Source organism: Shewanella gaetbuli, from assembly GCF_023284065.1.
Taxonomy (GTDB): Bacteria; Pseudomonadota; Gammaproteobacteria; order Enterobacterales; family Shewanellaceae; genus Shewanella; species Shewanella gaetbuli.
The window spans coordinates 242,880-263,410 of sequence record NZ_JAKIKP010000003.1 but is presented as its reverse complement, the minus strand read 5'-3'; the positions used below and the strand labels follow the sequence as shown (position 1 = coordinate 263,410).

The window sequence follows — 20,531 nt, the reverse complement described above, 5'->3', positions numbered from 1 at the left end:
AAAACTGTTTAAATAAACCTACATTTGAAGCAGTTAAAATAATTTTCTCGTTGTTTAAATACGATCTCCATCATGGATTTAACAACATAAACAGCGTAGAATGCTTTATTAGAGATTTCTTACTTACTTTTTTAATCAATCGAGGAACATCAATATGGCTCTGATTGGTAAGCCAAAACCTGATCCAACTTTGGAGTGGTTTCTTTCACATTGTCACATTCATAAATATCCAGCAAAAAGCACGTTAATTCATGCTGGCGAAGATTCAGACACCTTATACTATATTGTTAAAGGTTCCGTTGCGGTATTGATTAAAGATGAAGAAGGTAAAGAAATGATCCTTTCTTATCTGAATCAGGGTGACTTTATCGGTGAACTAGGCCTGTTTGAAGAACAAGCTGAACGTACCGCTTGGGTACGCGCTAAACAAGCCTGCGAAATTGCTGAAATTTCATACAAGAAATTCAAACAGCTTATCCAAGTAAACCCAGAAATCTTAATGAAGCTTTCTGCTCAAATGGCTTATCGCTTACAAAGCACTAGCCAAAAAGTGGGTGATTTAGCTTTCTTAGATGTTGCAGGTCGCATTGCACAAACATTATTACATTTGGCAAAACAGCCAGATGCAATGACTCATCCAGACGGTATGCAAATCAAAATTACTCGTCAAGAGATTGGTCAAATTGTGGGTTGTTCGCGTGAAACTGTTGGTCGCATTCTAAAAATGCTTGAAGAACAAAGTCTTATCCAAGCTCACGGCAAGACAATTGTGGTATACGGAACACGTTAAGTTAAGCTTCAGCTTGATTTAAGCCAAGATTATTAAAGTGGTGTCAGTTTTACTGAACACCACTTTTTTATACCTTGGAGCAAGTATGTCGCTGTTTATTACTATTGGCTTATTTAGCCTTAGCACATTAAACACTCACCTAGTAGAGCCCCAAGATATTTTTGAAGTGGATCATAATCATGTTCAACAATTGGTCAGCTCTGGCCACATCCGCTCTTTAGATGAATGTTTAAATTGGTTAGCACGATATTGCGATGCGCAACTAGTTGATGCACAATTATTCAAAGATAATGATCACTGGCGTTATGATTTACAGTTAAAACTCAAGCAGGGTCACACAGTTAACCTGCAATTTAACGCACAAAGTGGTACTCTCAGTTCGTTAACTCAATTACCAAGCGAATGTACTACACATGAAACTGCTACTCGTTGAAGATAATCCACTCTTAGTGGCTGAATTAGAAAAACAACTCAAACAAGCTGGTTATGTCACAGATGTTACCGACAAGGCTGTTGAAGCAGATTATCTTATCAAAGAAACTCAATATGACTGCGTTATTCTTGATATAGGCCTACCTGACGGTAATGGCTTGAATCTTGTGTCTAATTGGCGAGAAAAAGGCATCGAAACCCCAGTAATTATGCTAACAGCACGCTCTCAATGGCATGAAAAAGTTGAAGGGTTTAATGCCGGTGCCGACGACTATTTAGGCAAACCATTTCATGCTCAAGAATTACTGGCTCGCATCCAAGCGCTTATTAACCGAGCACATGGGCGGGCTAATAATGCCTCTAAACAACTTAGCTTTGCCGGTATTGTATTAGATGAAGCCGAGCAAAAAGTCATTGTTGATAAAACTGAATTTGAGTTAACCGCAATGGAGTTTCGCTTACTCAAAATCTTCTTGATGTCTCCTAAAAAGCTGCTGTCTAAAGCGCAATTAACAGATAAACTTTATCAATTTGATGATGAAAAAGAGAGTAATGTGGTAGAAGTTTACGTCACCCATTTACGTAAAAAATTAGGTAAAACAGCTATCGAAACTAGACGAGGACAAGGATATATCTTTCACGGTCTAGAGCAATGATATCCATCCGCACTAAGCTCAGCCTATGGCTGAGCGGTCTTATTATCCTCAGTACCATTATCGGGCTAATATTATTCGAGTCGATGCTTAGAGAAGCTTTCCACGACTCGATTATTAATCGGCTTGAAGAAGATTTAGAACACGTGATTTTGGCCACCAGTTTGCAAAATGGTCAAATCGAAATTGACAGCAAACAACTTTCTAGTTTTTACCGCCCAGCTTACTCCGGCCGATATTACCAGCTGAATTTACCTAATAATGTTATTCGTTCACGTTCTTTATGGGATGTTGAATTAGACATTGAGCCTTTAGCTGATAAACAGAAACGGGTATGGCAAGCAAAGGGGCCTAAAAATAATGACATGCAACTACTGTCTATTGGCATTGGCTCTGACACCACCCCAAATACGGCAACACTAACCGTTGCTCAAGACCTGAGTATCGGCAGGCGAGTCTTTAGCGAAGTTTATGGCACTAAACTAGCGATCAATATCGGGGTGTTACTAGCGATGATTACTGGGATTTTTTTAATTCTCAGACAGTCTTTTAAACCCGTTAAAAAAGTACAACGATCGCTTGCCAAACTCAGACAAGGTGAAATTAGTGCACTGGACACCGATTCTATTCCTCCTGAAATCAAACCCTTAGCTGCCACCTATAATGAATTATTAGATTACACCGCAAAGCAAATAGAACGTAGCCGAAATAATTTAGGTAACTTAAGCCATGGCTTAAAAACACCTTTAGCGATTATGCAGCAACAAGTTGAGGCGCTTGGACTAACCGATCCAGAGGCTGCTATTGCCATGCAGCAGCAACTCGATCAAATTCGTAAAATGATTGAACGCAAACTTGCCGCGGCTCGAATCACCGGAGATATGCTACCTGCTGCACAAATGAACGTTGACAAAGACTTTACGAGTTTGCTCAACACATTGGCAAAAGTGTATCGCCATAAAAGCTTGTCATATGACATCGTCAACGTTAATCACCTCAGTAGAATCCCTATTCATCGTGAAGATGGCATGGAACTGTTTGGCAACTTGCTAGATAACGCCTTTAAGTGGGCGCAGTCAAACATTGTTGTTACTGTGACTAAAAACGCCCAACATATGCTAATTACCATTGAAGATGACGGCCCAGGAGTTGAGCAGGCTCAACTGGCGCAATTAACCGCTAGGGGCACTCGACTTGATGAAGATGTCATGGGGCATGGATTAGGGTTGTCGATTGTAAAAGAGATTTGCGAACAATATGGCTTCGAACTAGCGTTTACTGCCAGTCAGCATTTATCAGGTTTAGCGGTCTCAATTACCATTGAGGCTAAATCACCGATAATTTAGCCGCTGTAGCTGATTCACCCTCTCACGACTTCAACAGATAATAAAGAATTGGCCATATAATCACATGATTACATGGCCAGTTTTTCGCTTCAATATTTACAACAACGATGGTTAACTTGCTAAGGCAAGATTACATCGCATTAGTGCTTTCGAAAATTTTATCTGCTGACGCTGCCACAAAACCGGTATAAATTTGACCATTGTCCATAGGATAACGGCGGGCGAACTCATAAAAACAGCTTGGGATTTCAGCATCACCATCTGTGAAATTTACCACAACTTTATCAGCCATTGTCGACGATTGCTCTAATAGCACTTCTGGTGAACCTTTAATTTCACCACCGGAACTATTTAACACAAACCCAGCATCTTTAAGGGTTTGGTTCACATCTTCAATACGTTCAAATTCAGGTAAATGATTAATAGATACCGTAAAGTGATTTGCACGATATCCAATCGCCGCGACCCAAGCTGCATACTCACTTTCAGCCAGTAAAGCTTGATAAGTGGCTTTGTCTACTTGCCAGTGACGGCCTGAATAAATAAAGTTATCGGCGACTAAGGCAGACTCTTCAACTTGGTCAATGAAGCCTTTAACAGTTTGTTGTAACTGTGGACTAAATTCTTCAACTAAAAGCTCAGAAATAAACACTTTGGGTTGAGTTGGATCTGGATGCTCAAAATGTTTCGCAACCAGCTTTTTCTGCTCAAACTGATAGTCACCACAAGCAACATACCCTAATGAAGTAAAGTGCTTGGCTAATACCTCAAGGTTTACTTTAGCAATATTAAAAGTACGTAAGGCAATGTGATCATTAATGATCGGTGCACCTTTACCAAGCAGCTGATGAATTTTGGCCGCCGATGGGGTCATTTTTATATAGTCTTGCCACATTTCGCTAAATAAGACATTAACGTCAGTATGCATTGTTAAATCCTTCTAAAATTAGCGCTGGCTGCTTTAAACAGCCAGTACAAAATAATCACCCTGTTTGACATAGTTTGCACTGTGCCAAGTTATTATCCTGAATTCAGGTTAAATAGATAAACCTGGGCTTAAGCTTGCAGGTAAATTGACTGAATCAGCTTCCATTGATGCCACTGGGTAAGCACAATAATCAGCAGCGTAGAATGCGCTAGCTCGATGGTTGCCTGATGCTCCTACACCACCAAAAGGCGCCGCACCTGACGCGCCAGTAATTTGCTTATTCCAATTGACAATACCGGCTCTAATGCGGGCTAAGAAGTAGTCGTAATCATCACGGCTGTCGGCTAGTAATCCTGCCGATAAACCATATCGAGTATCATTGGCTAAACGAATAGCTTCATCAAACTCGCTATAACGTACTAATTGCAGCAGTGGGCCGAAATATTCATCGTCAGGTAATGACTCAATCTTAGTGACATCAATTAGACCTGGAGTCACTAAACCTGTGCCTGAAGCTAGCTGAGTTAACTCAATAATAGATTCGCCGCCTAAAGACTGAAGTGTTGCTTGAGCAGCAACCATGCCTAACGCTGCCGACTCAGAAATCATAGATCCCATGAACGGTTGTGGCTGGCTATTCCAAGGGCCGACTTTAATTTGCTTAATTGCGTTAACTAACTCAGCAATTAACGCATCGCCCTGCTCGCCTTTTTCAACATATAAACGGCGAGCACAAGTACAACGTTGACCTGAAGAAATATAAGCTGACTGAATAATTTCATGCACAGCCGCTTTAATATCACTAATGCCTTTAACAATAAGCGGATTATTGCCGCCCATTTCTAACGCTAATATCTTTCCAGGATGACCCGCATATTGTTGATGTAATAAATGCCCAGTACGTGAACTTCCTGTAAAGAAAAGCCCATCAATTTGAGGATGAGATGCTAAAGCCTTGCCGGTTTCCACTTCACCTTGCACTAAGTTAATGACGCCTTGTGGCAGACCCGCTTTTTGCCAACATTGCAGCATTAACTCAGCCACTTTAGGCGTTAATTCTGAGGGCTTAAATACCACGGTATTACCAGCCAATAAAGCAGGTACGATATGGCCATTGGGTAAATGACCTGGAAAATTATATGGGCCAAATACCGCAACAACACCATGAGGCTTATGACGCAGTACTGCTCGACCAGCTGGTAAATCATTGGTTTCAGTGCCAGTGCGCTTGTCATGAGCTTTAGCTGATAGCGCAATTTTACCTATCATCGCACCGGCTTCAGTGGCGGTTTCCCATTGAGGTTTACCGGTTTCTTGTGCAATGGTTTCGGCAATTAAGTCTTTATGAGCCTCTAACTGTGCTCGGTATGCTTCTACAATGGCTAAACGAGCATCATAGCCCAACATAAACCAATCAAACTGAGCAGCTCTGGCCGCATTAACCGCATCGTTCACTTGAGTGGCGGTGGCAGTATTACCTTGCCAAATCACTTCACCATTGGCTGGGTTTTTTGATTGAATAGAATGGCCGTTACCTTCAAGCCATTGTCCTTTAATAAATTGAGTCATTTAATGCTCCTAAAGTGCTAACACGCGGCACTTATCACCTGAATTAATTTTTAGATTTTTTGCGAGTTCAGGGGATAATATGACCGAGTCTAGATCGTCTGAAACAGACAAGTGTGCCGCGGTTGCGCGGTAGTCTGCTAACAGAGTATTTGAAATAATATATTGGCTGTCACAATCTGGCATGGTGCCAACTTCAACAGTCAACAAGCGGCTACGTTTAACTGACTTAATTTCATTTAAGCCACACTCAACCGTTGGACCACCATCAAAAATATCGACGTAGTTTCTAAACTTAAAGCCTTCAGCCTGTAGTAATCTTAATGCGGGCTTGGTGTTTTGATGCACCTCACCAATAACATCTTGTGCCTTTTGCGGTAACATGCACACATACACAGGACTTCTTGGCATCATTTCTGCCATAAAGGCTTTTTTACCTAAACCAGATAAATAATCTGCTTCAACAAAGTCGATACCTAGAAAATATTTTTGTAGCCATTCATAAAATGGTGAATCACCTTTTGCATCGCTAACACCACGCATTTCAGCGATAACGGTTTTGCCAAAACGATGCTCATGTTGAGCTAAAAATAAAAATCTTGAGCGAGATAACATGCGGCCATTATTGCCTTGGCGATAAGCATCTTTTAAAAACAAAGTACACAATTCAGCCGCACCCGTGTAATCATGGCAAAGCGTTAATGTTTCAACCTCATTGCGTACAGCAATTTGCTTTGAATGATAAACCTCTGTGCCGAGTCGGTAGTGATAAAAGGCATCTTCCATTCCGACAGCCGCTTCAATACCACAAGTCCCCACCACTTCGTTTGTTGTGGTGTCTTCAAGTACCATTAAATAGCCTTCGTCAAAAGGGGTATCAACGTTTTTAGTAAAGGATGCTTCAGCCCTAGCAATCTTTGAACGCAGTAACTCTTCATTTACTGGTAAAGAAGTGAATCCGTGACCTGACTCAACAGCAATACTGTAAAGTGCTTCATAATCGCTTGCACGGATTGGACGTATGATTAACATCTAATTCTCCTTGATGTGCTTGGGCCTAAAACGAAAATAAAATTAACGTTTCACCAAGCACTTACCCAAACAAAAAAAGCACAGCTTAGCTGTGCTTTTAATGTATTAACCTGCTACTACTTTTGCTACTGCACGCTCAAAACGCGCTAAGCCTTCGGTAATATCAGCTTCTGGGATCACAAGAGAAGGCGCAAAACGCACCACATTAGCGCCAGCAACTAAGCTCATTAAGCCCTCAGCAACTGAAGCCACTAAGAAATCGCGGCTACGGCCTTCATATTGGTCATTCAATACTGCACCTAATAACAAGCCTTTGCCACGTACTTCGCTAAAGACATTATACTTTGCATTAATGGCTGCTAAACCATCACGGAATAGTTGCTCACGGTGTTTAACACCATCAAGCACTTCTGGGGTATTAACCACATCCATAACGGCATTACCAATAGCGCAAGCTAATGGGTTACCACCATAAGTAGAACCATGGGTTCCCACTTTTAAATGCGCCGCAATTCTAGCGGTAGTTAACATTGCCGCAATAGGGAAACCGCCGCCTAACGCTTTAGCGCTGGTTAAAATATCAGGCACGATGTCTGTACCCATATAAGCAAATAGCTCACCAGTACGACCTACACCAGTTTGTACCTCGTCAAAAATAACCAAGGCATCATGTTTATCAGCTAGTGCTCTGACCGCTTTTAAGAACTCTGGCTCACCATCAATGATTCCGCCTTCACCTTGTAATGGTTCTAGCATAATGGCACAGGTGTTGTCTGAAATAACCGCTTCTAGAGCAGCGATATCATTGTATGGCACGTGAGTAACACTTTGTGGCTTTGGTCCAAAACCATCGGAATAAGCCGCTTGACCGCCTACTGTTACGGTGAAGAAAGTACGGCCATGGAAAGCTTTATCAAAGGCAATAATTTGATCTTTTTGTGGGCCATGGTTATCTAATGCATAACGACGAGCTAACTTAAGTGCCGCTTCATTGGCTTCAGCACCTGAATTGGCAAAATATACACGCTCTGCAAAAGTCGAGTTCACTAATTTAGTGGCCAATGCCAGTGCAGGCTCATTGGTCATGACATTTGACAGATGCCATAGTTTTTCACCTTGCTCCTTTAATGCAGAAACAAGTGCTGGATGACAATGGCCTAAACAGTTAACGGCAATACCACCGGCAAAATCAATAAATTCATTACCGTCTTGATCCCAAACTCGGCTCCCTTCACCCTTCACAGGGATAACTGCCGCAGGCGCATAATTAGGCACCATGACTTCATCAAACTGGGCACGGTTAAGATTCATTTCAATTGTCATTCCAATTCATCCTTTATTTCAGTTAACGGCCGCAAAGCCGCTAGATATCGTCGTTTTCTTTATTATCTAATCATGAACCGACGATGGCTTGTGTTGATTATTAGTCATTATTAGCGAAAATGTGATCAAAATACCAGTTATCAACAATTATCTTCAGGTTAATTATCTTTAAAGTGCATAAAGATTGAGATTATTGGCCAAAAAAAGCGTATTAAGGCGGGCGATACAGCATAAATAGTCATAAAAAAAGTTATTAACATGCTTTTTGTGTAGCTATTCAATGAAAATGCATAAGTAGTTAATATTTACAGATCACCACTTATGACGATAAAACACGGTTATTATATCAATGAAGATGAATTGTAGCGTTAAAATTGAATCGATTTAGATAAGCTTGAAGCGAAGTAAACGGGTGATATCGCTCTCAGTTTTCACTAAGAGCGAACAGATCAGGTTAAATCAAGTTTGCGATAGTTTTGTGCTTTTAGGCGAATAACTTCTTGTTGAGTAAATTCATAATAATCGAGCATCAGTTTACGCTCTTGAGGGTCAATCAATTGATACTCTTCCAATAAAATAATTTTAGCAAAGCAGCTGGCTTTTGCGACAATGGCCGCATCTGTAGAAAGTTGGCTAAAATGTGAAGCCGTATCTAACTCCTTTAACACTTTGGTAATGTCACTGTCTTTAAAATCGAGTTGCTCAAGTAACTGCCAATTTAAACGATGACCTTTATTCATCACATGGTTAAATACCTGCTCAGCGGGGTATTCAGTTGCCATAACAGCATCATAAACTTCTTTTTCGCGGCTATGGCTTGCTTCTCTAAGCCATGTTCCCCAATGAGTTTCAAATATGATGGCACTATTATTTAAAATAATTGACGTCCCCATCTGATTTAGTAAAGCACAGGTATAACTTAAAGATATAGGCCTGTTGTGTAATCCAGCCAAAGTTTTAGCAGCTATCGCAGTGATCATGCTATAGCGCCATAGCTTTCGACCAGTCCATAGTAAATTAGCGTGACCCGTAGGTAACCAGTTACGCAAACAAAAATAAGGTAATAATAAACGTAAGTTTTCTATACCAATGTAGTTTAAAATTAACTTGATATCAGTGACCTGAACATCACCACTTTTAGGCCTTCTGTGCTTTGATGCAGGGCTATTTATTAACGTTGTTAAATCACGGCTTAACCAAGAAATACTTGCGATTAAAGGCCGAATTCGATTTAAATTCGGGTCTGCTGCCAACATTAAGTTCAGCAATAAAATTTGGTTTTCAGTAATGCCGCAATTACTTAACAAGCTATTAGGCGCGGCTAATTGATGCTCTAAGGTGTTATTGACGGTACTGGTCAGTTGATTTGATATCGCCTTAAAAGTGGCTTGAGCTTGCGCCTGCTTTTCTAATCGAAGTTTTATCGCTTGGCGCTCAATATCCAGTTTATTAACATCTTGCTCAAGTTTTTCATTAGCGTCATCTTCCATTGCTGCAACTTTATGTTTACCCACAATAAGATGTTTATATAACCGACGCTCAACTTCAATTAACTTTCCCGGGCGAACGCCGCCTGCTATTGATACTGCCACGCATTTAATCCTTGTATTATTGAAGTTGAGATGTTCTTGAGGTTAAATATTATTAAAGTGATACCCATAACTATCATAAAAATTATGGCTTCCCAAAGGAAGCCATACTGACAGCTATTGAATTACTTTTTTAACTCTTGTTCAAATAACTTATAAATTCGACGATATTCATCTAACCAACTAGAGGGCTGCTTGAAACCATGAGGTTCTACCGGATATATGGCAGTTTCAAACATCGGTTTTTCCAGTTCGATTAAACGTTGTACCAAGCGAACACTGTCTTGAAAAAAGACATTATCATCTAATACACCACTCATAATTAATAACGGCTTTTCAAGACCTTGAGCAAACTCTATTGGCGAACTTCTTTCATAAGCGATAGGGTCAACATCTGGAGTATTTAATATGTTAGATGTGTAAGGCGCATTATAATGAGCCCAGTCTGTAACAGGCCTTAATGCTGCACCAGCTTGGAATAACTCAGGTTCGTTAAACAATGCCATAAAGGTTAAGAAACCACCGTATGAACCACCATAAGTGCCCACTTTACCAGCATCAACATTGACATTTTTCGCCATCCAAGCAACGCCATCTTTTAAATCTTCTACTTCTGGTGTGCCCATATTGCGATAAATCGCTGTTCTCCAATCACGTCCGTAACCACTTGACCCACGGTAATCCATGTCCATTACGACATAACCACGTTGTGTCAGCATGTTATGAAACATAAACTCTCTGAAATAAACAGAGAAACCATAATGAGCATTTTGTAGATAACCAGCGCCATGGTTGAAAATAACTGCGGGGTATTTATCAGCTGCTTCGGCATCAAAACCTTCTGGTAAATAAACTCTGGCGTACACTTCGCCCGCGCCGTGATTTGACGGTACCGCAACTACCTTTGGTGCTTGCCATGCATATTCTTTAAACGCATTACTGGTGTAATCTGTCAGCTGCTTAATTTCACCGCCAATAGGTTGAACATAAAGCTCGTTAGGCTGGATAGAAGAAGAAGCATTTAATAAAAGTGACTTGCCATCAGGACTCAACTCATAAGATAACATGCCAAACCAGTTAGTCAGCTGCTCAGTTTTACCCGTAGCGATTTCTGTACGATAAATATTAAAACTACCTGGATGATCAGGGTTAGCGCGATACACAAAATGCGTACCTTCTGGGGATAATGTCACTTCATCAACGACAAACTCGCCCTCGGTCAGTGCACGAGTCTCTCCGCCAAGCTGTTTTAGGTATAAATGCGAATAGCCTGATTGCTCAGATAAGAAGTAAAAACTATCACTATTAGGTAACCAACCGTATTGGTTATAGGAGTAGTTAACCCAAGCATCGTCATGCAGTCTATGCTCTGTAACCAATGTGCCTTTATCTAAGTCAACAGAGGCAATCCAGCGGTCTTTATTATCCACCGCTTCAATCATCACCAATAATTTGTTCTCAGTTGGATGCCATTGGATAGCACTTTGGCTCCATCCCCAATCTTGCATTAATTGAATCAATCTAGGCGACTTTTCACTTTGATAGGTTTCACCTTTTGCAGCAGCATTCTCTTGCTTTACACTGGCAAGGACATCTTCATCAAAACCCGTTAAGCCTTCGATGGTGATGTCTTTTTTAACATGATTTGTTAAATCTAATAAAACCAGTCTCTGTCCTGGAAATTTATCTTCAGCCACTCTTGCTCTAGCTGGAACTGCATCTACATAGCCGTCTTTACCAAGATAGTTTGGCATAATGTCGTGCTCTGAACGCCACGAATAATTTTTGTCAGTCAACGCTAATAAAGCATATTGGCCATCAGAAGATAGGCTGAGTTCAGAAACGACTTCACTGTCACCCAAATACCATGTTTTAGCAGCAAAACTTGGATCCACTGCAGCAAGTTGCTTAGTATACTCTTGTTTGGCTTTAGCATTATCATGCTGCATAGCAACATAGTTAATGAGTCGATGCTGCTGCTTGGCAAGATAAGTGTTTGGCTCTTGAATTTGCTCAGGCTTATTAGCCATTTGAATGCTAGCTAATTGCTCGATAAGACCACTAGATTGATGTAAACGGAAAATATTATTACCTTGCCAATAAGCAATATCACCGTTACTTAAAAAACGTACTCCATCTATAGCTTGGTTTTGTTTGGTGATCTGCTTAATGGTGGCCGTAGTTAAATCTTTTACAAATAGGTTACCCTGATAAATATAGGCTTTCTTGCTTTTATCCAAATTCAACACCGCGTTTTTTTGATCGGCTAAATGCAACTGATCAAGTGAAAGTTTTTCGGCAGTATTTTGTTGAATACCCTGCTTGTAATAATCACGGGTGGGTGCTTGGTGCGCTTGTCGACTAAAATAAATAGCTTGGCTATCATCACTCCAATAAGCACCTTGAGCAAAGATCCCCATCCAATCTGGATTAGCCATAATTTGATTAAGTGTTAAAGGCTGCTCAGCTTTAGGGGGTTGAGCAAGAGTCACTTGAACACTAGATTCGTTGGTCACTGTTTCAGTTGGTTGCACAGCATGATCTGTCGAACTACAGCCACTCAGTAATGCTAATGTGATAGCACTAAAAGCAAAACGACGAATAATGGCAGGAGAAGTGATCGCAAAACCAGTCATAAAAATCCCTATTTCAATGTTATTATTTTAGGGGTACTTTATAGCATAAATGTGGTAAATATTTCGCGAAGAAATATCAAGAAAGTTGTAACAGTTAATGGAAACTTTTAAAAATGTTTATTTATGTGCCAAAAAATTAGCTAATAACTCGTGACCTTGCTCAGTTAATATTGCTTCTGGATGAAATTGCACACTAAAAATAGGCAAGTATTTATGACTCATCGCCATAATCTCTAGCCCATGAACAGGATCATCATACCAAGCATCTAATACAAAGTTATTAGGAACATCATCAATTAATAGTGAATGGTATCTAGTGACCGTTAAAGGTTGATTTAATCCATCAAATAAACGTTCTGCCGTATGCTTAATAACACTGGTTTTTCCATGCATCACTCTTTTAGCACGAATCACATTTGCCCCATAAACCTGAGCTATTGCTTGATGACCTAAGCAAACACCTAAAATTGGCAGTTTACCTGCAAAATATTGAATAGCCTCAAGCGATATACCCGCCTCATTTGGAGAGCATGGACCAGGAGAGATAATCAAGTGTGAGGGAGAGAGTTGCTCTATTTGTTCAAGGGTTATTTCATCATTGCGTTTTACGACAACCTCTTCACCTAGCGCTTGAAAGTACTGCACCAAATTAAACGTAAATGAGTCGTAATTATCAATCATTAACAACATAGTGATTCCACATTGTGCCCATTAAAAAACCAGCCTTTAGGCTGGTTTCTGATAGACCTTATATTGCCTATTTTACAACGGTAAGATGACTTTTACGTTTTGGCTTATCATCAACTGGTTTCGTTGTAGTCGCCTTTTCAGAAGCTTCTACTGGTGATAATCCTGACGCTGGAGTTGAAGCCTCTTCAACAGAGTAAGCATCTTCCATGTCAAAAACAGTACCAGCACCGTTTTCACGAGCATAAATTGCAATAATTGACGCCATTGGTAAATAGACTTGTTGTGGCACACCGCCAAAACGAGCGCTAAATTCAACAGCATCATTATTCATTTGCAGATTAACTACCGCACCAGTGCTAATGTTTAAAACAATTTGTCCATCTTTAACAAACTGTTGTGGAACTTGAGTCCCCTCAACAAAAGCATCAACAACTACATGCGGTGTTAAGTGGTTATCCATCAACCACTCAAAATAAGCTCGCAATAAATAAGGACGATTCGGAGTAATGGTTTTCATTACATACCCATGCGCATTTCGCGCTCAGCCTCTGTTAATGATGCTTTAAATGACTCACGCTCAAATATACGAGTCATGTAAGCGCTGATCTCTTTTGAAGTACGCGGGTCTAGGTTAATGCCCAGTACTGGAAGACGCCATAATAATGGGCCTAAGTAGCAATCAGCTAAGCCAAATTCTTCACTCATGAAGAAAGGCATTTCAGCAAATACAGGTGCTAAAGCCACTAAACTGTCGGTTAACTCTTTACGAGCAGCATCAGCACGATCACCTTTACGGATTCGATCAACTAGTACATACCAGTCAGTATCGATACGGTGCATCATCAAACGGCTTTGGCCACGAGATACAGGGTAAACAGGCATAAGTGGTGGGTGCGGGAAGCGCTCGTCCAAGTATTCCATAATGATACGAGACTCATATAACACTAATTCACGATCAACTAGCGTTGGTACAGAGTTATATGGATTTACTTCAAGTAAATCTTCTGGCATTTCACTTGGGTCAACCTGTAAAACATCAACGGTAACCCCTTTCTCAGCCAATACGATACGCACTTGATGGCTATATAAATCATCGGCACCAGAAAACAGTGTCATGATAGAGCGTTTGTTGGCAGCAACAGCCATTTATACCCTCCAGAAATCAAAAAAAACAAAACAAACGAGGGGCAAAGCCCCTCGTTTACATTACGCGGATAATCTATTTTACCCGTTATTTGATATTAGTGCACATCTTTCCAGTATTCTTTCTTCAACAAATAAGCAATGATGAAGAAAATAAACAAGAATCCGAGTACCCAACCACCTAATGCTTCACGCTCTAATTTAACTGGATCACCAGAATAAACTAAGAAAGCAGTGATATCACGCACAGCTTGGTCGTATTCTTCAGCGCTCATAGAGCCACCTGAAGCCACTAAAGTACCATCAGCTTGTTTTACTGCAAGACCTTGAAGATCTTGTAAAACATGCGGCATACCCACTAATGGGAATACAGAGTTATTTACACCAAATGGACGCGTTTCATCTGCGTAGAAACCTTTTAGATATGAATAAACCCAGTCTTCACCACGAACACGTGCAACTAAGGTTAAATCCGGAGGCGCAGCACCAAACCATTTAGCCGCATCGGCCTCAGGAATGGAGTTTTCCATTAAGTCACCCACTTTAGCGTCGGTGTACATATATTTGCTACGCATATCATCTACAGAAATATTCAAATCTTCCGCAACACGACCATAACGTTGATATTGTGTACTGTGACAACCAGAGCAATACTGTTGGAATAAATCCAAACCACGCTCAAGTGAAGCTGTATCTTTTAAATCAACATTGGCATCTTCTAAATGAACATTGCTTCCACCCGCTGCCATAGCAAGAGCAGGCACTAATGTTACTAATGCAATCAATAACTTTTTCATTAGTGTGTCACCCTCGTTGGAACTGGCTTCGTTTTCTCATTTTTACTGTATACCCATAGGGCTACGAAGAAACCAAAGTAAGTCAGTGTGAAAATTCTCGCCGCAATAGTTAATGTTGGTGTTGCTGGTACAGCACCTAAGTAACCTAATACGATGAACGACACAGTAAACTGAGTGATGTTGATTTTATGGATTAAACCACGGTAGCGAATTGACTTCACTTTACAACGGTCTAACCAAGGTAAAATAAACAATACTGCAATTGATAGTCCCATACCGACAACCCCTAATAACTTATCAGGAATCGCACGTAAAATGGCGTAGAATGGCGTGAAGTACCACACAGGTGCAATATGCTCCGGAGTCTTCATTGGGTTCGCCGCTTCAAAGTTAGGCTTCTCTAAGAAGTATCCACCACCTTCAGGCATAAAGAATAATACATAACAGAATACGATTAAGAATCCAGCCACACCCATAATATCTTTAACAGTGTAATAAGGGTGGAATGGAATACCGTCTACCGGCCAACCGTTTTCATCTTTGTTCTTCTTAATTTCTACACCATCTGGGTTATTTGAACCCACTTCGTGTAATGCAATTAAGTGAAGGAATACAAGTACTACAAGCACTAATGGAAGTGCAATTACGTGTAATGCAAAGAAACGGTTTAGTGTTGCGCCAGAAACGACATAGTCACCACGGATCCATAATGTTAAGTCATCTCCAATAAATGGAATTGCACCAAACAATGAAATAATTACCTGAGCACCCCAGTAAGACATTTGTCCCCAAGGTAATAGGTAACCCATGAATGCTTCAGCCATCAGCACAAGGAAAATCAACATACCAAATAACCACAGTAGTTCTCTTGGTTTTTGGTAAGAACCGTAAATCAATCCACGGAACATATGCAGATATATCACCACAAAGAAAGCAGAAGCCCCCGTGGAGTGCATGTAACGTAGTAACCAACCGTACTCTACATCACGCATGATGTACTCAATAGAGGCAAATGCCCCTTCAGCGGTAGGTACATAGTTCATCGTTAACCAAATACCAGTAAGTAACTGGTTAACTAAAACAAGTAAGGCTAATGAACCAAAGAAGTACCAAAAGTTGAAGTTCTTTGGTGTCGCATATTGGCCAACATGACGGTTATAGGTCGCCGTCATTGGAATACGCGCATCAATCCAATCAATAATATTCTTAACCATTACGCAGCTCCCGAATCTACACCGATGAGCACGGTATTGTCGTCAACATATTGATGTGGTGGAATAACTAGGTTCAATGGTGCAGGAACACCCTGGAACACACGACCAGCCATATCAAACTTAGAGCCATGACAAGGACAGAAGAAACCTGCTGTAACACCTTCTACTTGCTCACCAAAAGAGTCTGGTAAGTAAGTTGGTGAACAACCTAAGTGTGTACAAATACCCACAGCAATGAAGAATTCAGGTTTAATTGAACGCGCTGGATTTTGAGCGTATTCAGGTTGCTGCATTTCTTCTGAAGCAGGATCACGTAACTGACCATCTAATGATGCTAGCTCGCTTAACACTGTTTCTGTACGACGAACGACCCAAACTGGTTTTCCGCGCCATTCGACACGAATTAACTGGCCTGGTTCTACTTTACTAATATTTACTTCGACCGGCGCACCTGCAGCTTTCGCCTTGGCGCTCGGATTCCATGACTTGATGAAAGGAACCGCTACAGCGACGGCACCAGCACCACCTACTACGGCGGTTGCGGCTGTCAGGAATCTGCGACGTCCGGTATCGACTGGCGCATTGCTCATCCACTTATCTCCCAAAGGGTGTTGGAATTTTTATATTTCAATAATTTACCTGCAAAAATGCATCGATAAAATTATCATAGTTTGAGGCGGGGCTCATTATAGCGAAAAATTAGAAGCAGATCATAGTCAAAAGACACAACTAAATTGCGGATTTTGTGGCTTTGATTAAAAAATGTTTATTTTTTAGCATCAAAGTGAATGTTTTTTCGAAAAAACACATCATACACAACTCATCAAGATACTGATTTTTAATGATTTTAACTAAATACAAAATATCTAAATTAGTCAATTTAGTATTAATACAAAAAAATTATTTTTTATTTGGAACGATTAACAGCTTGCACAAAAAACAACCACAAAAAAGGCCCGATAGTTATCGGGCCTTTTATCAAACTGCATTTATGCGGTTATTTACCGTCAATAGACTTCATATATTTGAAGAAGTCGCTATCAGGCTCTAACACCATAATATCTGAGTTGCCTGCAAAACTTTCTTTGTAAGCTTCTAGACTACGGATAAAACCGTAAAACTCAGGATCTTGGCTAAAGGCGTCCGCATAAATTTTAGCGGCTAACGCATCACCTTCACCTCGAATTGTCAGCGCGTTTCTTTCAGCACCTGCAACTTTTACGGTAACATTAGCATCTGTTGTAGCGCGAATAATTTCAGCCTGTTCTTTACCTTGAGCACGATGCTCTTTGGCAACAGCTTGACGTTCTGCACGCATACGCTGATAAATACTGTTACTGACGTTTGCGGGTAAGTTAATTTGCTTAACACGAACATCGACAACTTCAATACCTAGGTTTTCAGCACTTTCAGACGCATTCGTTAGCGCATCAATTTGCAACTCATCACGTTTGCCAGAAACAATTTCTTTAATTGTACGGCGACCAAACTCAGTACGTAAATCATTACTAATTTTAGCTTGTAGTAATCGTTCAGCATTTGCCTTAATACCAGCATTGGTAGAAAGGTAGTACTTTTCAAAATCACTAATACGCCATTTAACGTATGAATCAACCATTAAGTCTTTCTTTTCAGAAGTCACAAAACGGTCAGCTGCACCATCTAATGTTTGAATACGTGCGTCCATGTAACGAGGTTTATCAACCACAGGCCATTTAAAATGTAAACCTGGAGCAAATACGCGTGTCACTTCTTCGCCGTCGATATTGTCTTTAACCACTTTACCGAAACGAGAAACAATCGCACGCTCACCTTCATTAACCACCATCACTGACGAGAAGCCAATGCCGAGGATAACAACAAGAATAATTAAACCAATTCTACCCATGGCTTAGCCCCTCCCTTGTCGACTACGCTCTTCACGAGTGAGTCGACCATCTGACGGAATACTGGTCATTGGTGTAGAAGAACTTCCTGACACAGAATTAATGTGACGCTCAACTTCAGGCTCAACCGCTTTACGGTTAGCTTTGTCGTTGTTCATTAATTTATCTAACGGAAGATACATTAAATTACCGTTATTTTTTGCATCAATAAGCACTTTATTGGTATCAGACATCACTTCTTGCATAGCATCTAAATATAAACGTTTGCGTGTGACTTCTGGAGCCGCTTTATATTCAGGAAGTAGCTGTTTGAATCGCGCCACTTTACCTTCAGCTTCTAGAACAACACGTTGCTTATACGCATTAGCTTGTTGCGCCATACGTTCAACTTGTCCACGAGCTTTAGGTTCAATTTCACGAGAATAAGCTTCTGCTTCACGAATAAAACGCTGTTCATCCTCTTGCGCTGAAATCGCATCATCAAAAGCATCTTTCACTTCTTCAGGTGGACGCGCAGGCAAAAAGTTCACATCTTCAATTTTAAGCCCTAATTTATACGGCTCAATAATACGCTCAAGTTCACGCCATGTATCGCGACGAATAGCATCACGTCCAGTCGTTAAGATATCGTCCATTTCATTATGGCCAATAACATAACGTAAAGCACTGTCGGTCGCTTCGCGTAAACTTTCGTTAGCATCTACCGCGCTGAAAACGTAAGAGTAAGCATCTTGAATGCTGTACTGCACAACAAGCTCAACTTTCACGACGTTTTCATCAGAGGTCAGCATGCTACCTGATGCCGGTATTGTGCGGTAGGTTTTAACATCCACAGGAAAAACTTCATCAATAAAAGTCGCTTTCCAATGTAAGCCTGGTCCTACTTCACCAACATATTCACCAAAACGAAGCTTTACGCCACGCTCGGCTTCTTTAACCGTGTAGAGCCCTGATAAGCCCCATATGATTAACGCTATTACTAAAATAGTAACTAAAACGGTTGTGTTAAAGGGTTGCCCTGAAGCACTCCCACCGCCTTTGCCACCAAAGCGTTTTGAAAGATTACGAAAAACTTCGTCGAGATCCGGTGGTCCTTTATCGTTACCACCTTTATTTCCCCAAGGGTCTTTATTACCCTTGTTACCGGGCTCATTCCAAGCCATTTAGCACTCCATAATTGGATGAAATAAATGAGATTAACAAGTTACTTCTGCTTCTGATGGTTCAAAAACATAAGTTTCTAATGCCCCCTGACTCTGTTTCACTAATCGGCGCCAATCGGCTTCCGATAAACGAACAGATAAAATACAGTTCCCCAGATCGTCATAGTCTTTCTGCTGTATTGCATCCAGTCGATAAAACTGGCCAAGATAATGTCCAGCAGACGCTGGTATTTTCAAAGTCCGTTGATATATGACGGTACCAATTAGCTCAGTAACTGCCTGTAACAACAGATCAAATCCAATGCGTTTTTGTGCAGATACCCAAACTCTTTCAGGTTTGCCTTCGTCGTTATAATCAATACGAGGGGCAAAATCTTCAAGCAAATCAATCTTATTGCACACAACCAACTGGCTGATTTCATCGGCTTCAATCTCTTCAAGCACGTCTTGTACTTGGTCAAAATTTTCAGTCATGTTTTCATCAGCACAATCAACAACGTGTAAAAGTAAATCTGCTTCACGAGTTTCTTGTAAAGTTGCTTTAAAAGCCGCAACTAAATCATGGGGTAAATGACGAATAAACCCAACGGTGTCGGCTAAAAACACGGCTCCATCGGGTAAATCTAATTTACGTAGTGTGGGATCAAGTGTGGCGAACAATTGATCCGCAGCGTATACATCCGCTAACGTTAATGCATTAAATAAGGTTGATTTACCCGCATTGGTATAACCCACTAACGATACAGTAGACATATCACTACGCTGTCGAGCTCTGCGGCTTTGCCCACGTTGTTTATCTACTTTTTCAAGGCGTCGATTAATGTTTTTAATTCGGCCTCTAAGTAAACGTCTATCGGTTTCGAGCTGAGTTTCCCCAGGCCCTCGCATCCCGATACCACCTTTTTGACGCTCAAGGTGAGTCCAACCTCTAATTAGGCGTGTTGACATGTGGCGCAATTGCGCTAGCTCCACTTGTAACTTACCTTCATGAGTTCGGGCTCGTTGAGCAAAAATATCTAAAATTAATGTTGTTCTATCTAATACTCTACATTGGCACACAGCTTCAAGATTACGCTCTTGTGCTGGGCTAAGTGCATGATTAAATATCACCACATTGGCTTCTGTAGCAGCAACCATAGCTGCTAGCTCTTCTGCTTTACCTGTACCCACAAAAAATTTACGGTCAGGTGAGCGACGACTTCCTGTTATTACCCCAACAGAGCGAGCACCTGCTGACTCTACTAATAGTTGTAATTCCAATAAATCTTCACGACGCTCTTCATCAGAGAACTCGATATGAACAAGTACTGCTGTTTCGCCCGCTTCATAACGATCAAACAAGA

General features: G+C 40.8%; 19 protein-coding genes. 4 read left to right on the top strand and 15 right to left on the bottom strand.

The features are described 5' to 3' along the window. Positions 1 to 154: 154 nt before the first annotated feature. From crp to L2672_RS06085, 4 genes are all read left to right on the top strand, one after another. Entirely contained in the window at positions 155 to 790 is a 636-nt protein-coding gene (crp, locus tag L2672_RS06100) for a cAMP-activated global transcriptional regulator CRP (protein ID WP_153661621.1), read from the top strand. A gap of 85 nt (positions 791 to 875) precedes the next feature. Further along, positions 876 to 1,223, top strand: a complete 348-nt coding sequence (locus tag L2672_RS06095; RefSeq protein ID WP_248994943.1) for a hypothetical protein — start codon at positions 876 to 878, stop codon at positions 1,221 to 1,223. Next, positions 1,204 to 1,878, top strand: coding sequence for a response regulator transcription factor (locus tag L2672_RS06090; RefSeq protein ID WP_248994942.1), 675 nt, complete (start codon positions 1,204 to 1,206; stop codon positions 1,876 to 1,878). Before L2672_RS06095 ends, L2672_RS06090 begins: the two co-directional genes overlap by 20 nt. Further along, positions 1,875 to 3,221 carry an ATP-binding protein gene (locus L2672_RS06085; protein WP_248994941.1) on the top strand — a complete coding sequence of 449 codons (1,347 nt, stop codon included), beginning with the start codon at positions 1,875 to 1,877 and terminating at the stop codon, positions 3,219 to 3,221. Before L2672_RS06090 ends, L2672_RS06085 begins: the two co-directional genes overlap by 4 nt. A 130-nt stretch (positions 3,222 to 3,351) precedes the next feature. Here L2672_RS06085 and L2672_RS06080 read toward each other — a convergent pair whose 3' ends face one another. The 15 genes from L2672_RS06080 to hflX all read right to left on the bottom strand — a co-directional run bounded on the left by L2672_RS06080 (position 3,352) and on the right by hflX (position 20,529). Next, on the bottom strand, positions 3,352 to 4,149 hold the full coding sequence (locus L2672_RS06080) for a DUF1338 domain-containing protein (protein ID WP_248994940.1): 798 nt from the start codon (positions 4,147 to 4,149) through the stop codon (positions 3,352 to 3,354). 108 nt (positions 4,150 to 4,257) lie between these two features. Continuing rightward, complete coding sequence (astD, locus tag L2672_RS06075) at positions 4,258 to 5,718, bottom strand: succinylglutamate-semialdehyde dehydrogenase (protein ID WP_248994939.1); 1,461 nt, start codon at positions 5,716 to 5,718, stop codon at positions 4,258 to 4,260. Between the two features lie 9 nt (positions 5,719 to 5,727). Continuing rightward, on the bottom strand, positions 5,728 to 6,747 hold the full coding sequence (astA, locus tag L2672_RS06070) for an arginine N-succinyltransferase (protein WP_248994938.1): 1,020 nt from the start codon (positions 6,745 to 6,747) through the stop codon (positions 5,728 to 5,730). 105 nt (positions 6,748 to 6,852) lie between these two features. After that, positions 6,853 to 8,070, bottom strand: coding sequence for an aspartate aminotransferase family protein (locus L2672_RS06065; protein ID WP_248994937.1), 1,218 nt, complete (start codon positions 8,068 to 8,070; stop codon positions 6,853 to 6,855). A 449-nt stretch (positions 8,071 to 8,519) separates the two neighbouring features. Then, positions 8,520 to 9,662 (bottom strand): HDOD domain-containing protein, encoded by a 1,143-nt coding sequence (locus tag L2672_RS06060; protein WP_248994936.1) that lies wholly within the window; start codon positions 9,660 to 9,662, stop codon positions 8,520 to 8,522. 122 nt (positions 9,663 to 9,784) lie between these two features. Then, positions 9,785 to 12,295, bottom strand: coding sequence for a S9 family peptidase (locus L2672_RS06055; protein WP_248994935.1), 2,511 nt, complete (start codon positions 12,293 to 12,295; stop codon positions 9,785 to 9,787). Between the two features lie 117 nt (positions 12,296 to 12,412). Next, positions 12,413 to 12,985: an anthranilate synthase component II gene (locus L2672_RS06050; RefSeq protein ID WP_248994934.1), complete on the bottom strand. Its 573-nt coding sequence runs from the start codon at positions 12,983 to 12,985 to the stop codon at positions 12,413 to 12,415. A 67-nt stretch (positions 12,986 to 13,052) separates the two neighbouring features. Further along, complete coding sequence (locus L2672_RS06045) at positions 13,053 to 13,502, bottom strand: ClpXP protease specificity-enhancing factor (RefSeq protein ID WP_248994933.1); 450 nt, start codon at positions 13,500 to 13,502, stop codon at positions 13,053 to 13,055. After that, positions 13,502 to 14,131 (bottom strand): stringent starvation protein SspA, encoded by a 630-nt coding sequence (gene sspA, locus L2672_RS06040; RefSeq protein ID WP_248994932.1) that lies wholly within the window; start codon positions 14,129 to 14,131, stop codon positions 13,502 to 13,504. The genes L2672_RS06045 and sspA overlap by 1 nt, the downstream gene beginning before the upstream one ends. Before the next feature lie 95 nt (positions 14,132 to 14,226). After that, complete coding sequence (locus L2672_RS06035) at positions 14,227 to 14,925, bottom strand: cytochrome c1 (RefSeq protein ID WP_248994931.1); 699 nt, start codon at positions 14,923 to 14,925, stop codon at positions 14,227 to 14,229. Next, the gene (locus L2672_RS06030) at positions 14,925 to 16,139 is read right to left on the bottom strand and encodes a cytochrome b (protein WP_248994930.1); all 1,215 of its coding nucleotides are present in this window, start codon (positions 16,137 to 16,139) and stop codon (positions 14,925 to 14,927) included. Before L2672_RS06030 ends, L2672_RS06035 begins: the two co-directional genes overlap by 1 nt. Further along, on the bottom strand, positions 16,139 to 16,729 hold the full coding sequence (gene petA, locus L2672_RS06025) for a ubiquinol-cytochrome c reductase iron-sulfur subunit (protein WP_248994929.1): 591 nt from the start codon (positions 16,727 to 16,729) through the stop codon (positions 16,139 to 16,141). The genes L2672_RS06030 and petA overlap by 1 nt, the downstream gene beginning before the upstream one ends. A gap of 407 nt (positions 16,730 to 17,136) precedes the next feature. Next, positions 17,137 to 18,027 (bottom strand): protease modulator HflC, encoded by an 891-nt coding sequence (hflC, locus tag L2672_RS06020; protein WP_248994928.1) that lies wholly within the window; start codon positions 18,025 to 18,027, stop codon positions 17,137 to 17,139. Positions 18,028 to 18,030: 3 nt separating this feature from the next. Next, positions 18,031 to 19,188: an FtsH protease activity modulator HflK gene (hflK, locus tag L2672_RS06015; RefSeq protein WP_248994927.1), complete on the bottom strand. Its 1,158-nt coding sequence runs from the start codon at positions 19,186 to 19,188 to the stop codon at positions 18,031 to 18,033. A 33-nt stretch (positions 19,189 to 19,221) separates the two neighbouring features. After that, positions 19,222 to 20,529 (bottom strand): ribosome rescue GTPase HflX, encoded by a 1,308-nt coding sequence (gene hflX / locus L2672_RS06010; protein ID WP_248994926.1) that lies wholly within the window; start codon positions 20,527 to 20,529, stop codon positions 19,222 to 19,224. Positions 20,530 to 20,531: the final 2 nt, after the last annotated feature.

What these genes read in the sequence shown, in the direction of transcription:
- astA (WP_248994938.1), bottom strand. Translation starts at nt 6,747, where the DNA reads ATGTTAATCATACGTCCAATCCGTGCAAGCGATTATGAAGCACTTTAC.
- L2672_RS06035 (WP_248994931.1), bottom strand. Translation starts at nt 14,925, where the DNA reads ATGAAAAAGTTATTGATTGCATTAGTAACATTAGTGCCTGCTCTTGCT.
- L2672_RS06090 (WP_248994942.1), top strand. Translation starts at nt 1,204, where the DNA reads ATGAAACTGCTACTCGTTGAAGATAATCCACTCTTAGTGGCTGAATTA.
- L2672_RS06095 (WP_248994943.1), top strand. Translation starts at nt 876, where the DNA reads ATGTCGCTGTTTATTACTATTGGCTTATTTAGCCTTAGCACATTAAAC.
- astD (WP_248994939.1), bottom strand. Translation starts at nt 5,718, where the DNA reads ATGACTCAATTTATTAAAGGACAATGGCTTGAAGGTAACGGCCATTCT.
- crp (WP_153661621.1), top strand. Translation starts at nt 155, where the DNA reads ATGGCTCTGATTGGTAAGCCAAAACCTGATCCAACTTTGGAGTGGTTT.
- L2672_RS06050 (WP_248994934.1), bottom strand. Translation starts at nt 12,985, where the DNA reads ATGTTGTTAATGATTGATAATTACGACTCATTTACGTTTAATTTGGTG.
- L2672_RS06045 (WP_248994933.1), bottom strand. Translation starts at nt 13,502, where the DNA reads ATGAAAACCATTACTCCGAATCGTCCTTATTTATTGCGAGCTTATTTT.
- L2672_RS06065 (WP_248994937.1), bottom strand. Translation starts at nt 8,070, where the DNA reads ATGACAATTGAAATGAATCTTAACCGTGCCCAGTTTGATGAAGTCATG.
- L2672_RS06030 (WP_248994930.1), bottom strand. Translation starts at nt 16,139, where the DNA reads ATGGTTAAGAATATTATTGATTGGATTGATGCGCGTATTCCAATGACG.
- sspA (WP_248994932.1), bottom strand. Translation starts at nt 14,131, where the DNA reads ATGGCTGTTGCTGCCAACAAACGCTCTATCATGACACTGTTTTCTGGT.
- L2672_RS06080 (WP_248994940.1), bottom strand. Translation starts at nt 4,149, where the DNA reads ATGCATACTGACGTTAATGTCTTATTTAGCGAAATGTGGCAAGACTAT.
- L2672_RS06055 (WP_248994935.1), bottom strand. Translation starts at nt 12,295, where the DNA reads ATGACTGGTTTTGCGATCACTTCTCCTGCCATTATTCGTCGTTTTGCT.
- hflC (WP_248994928.1), bottom strand. Translation starts at nt 18,027, where the DNA reads ATGGGTAGAATTGGTTTAATTATTCTTGTTGTTATCCTCGGCATTGGC.
- petA (WP_248994929.1), bottom strand. Translation starts at nt 16,729, where the DNA reads ATGAGCAATGCGCCAGTCGATACCGGACGTCGCAGATTCCTGACAGCC.
- L2672_RS06085 (WP_248994941.1), top strand. Translation starts at nt 1,875, where the DNA reads ATGATATCCATCCGCACTAAGCTCAGCCTATGGCTGAGCGGTCTTATT.
- hflK (WP_248994927.1), bottom strand. Translation starts at nt 19,188, where the DNA reads ATGGCTTGGAATGAGCCCGGTAACAAGGGTAATAAAGACCCTTGGGGA.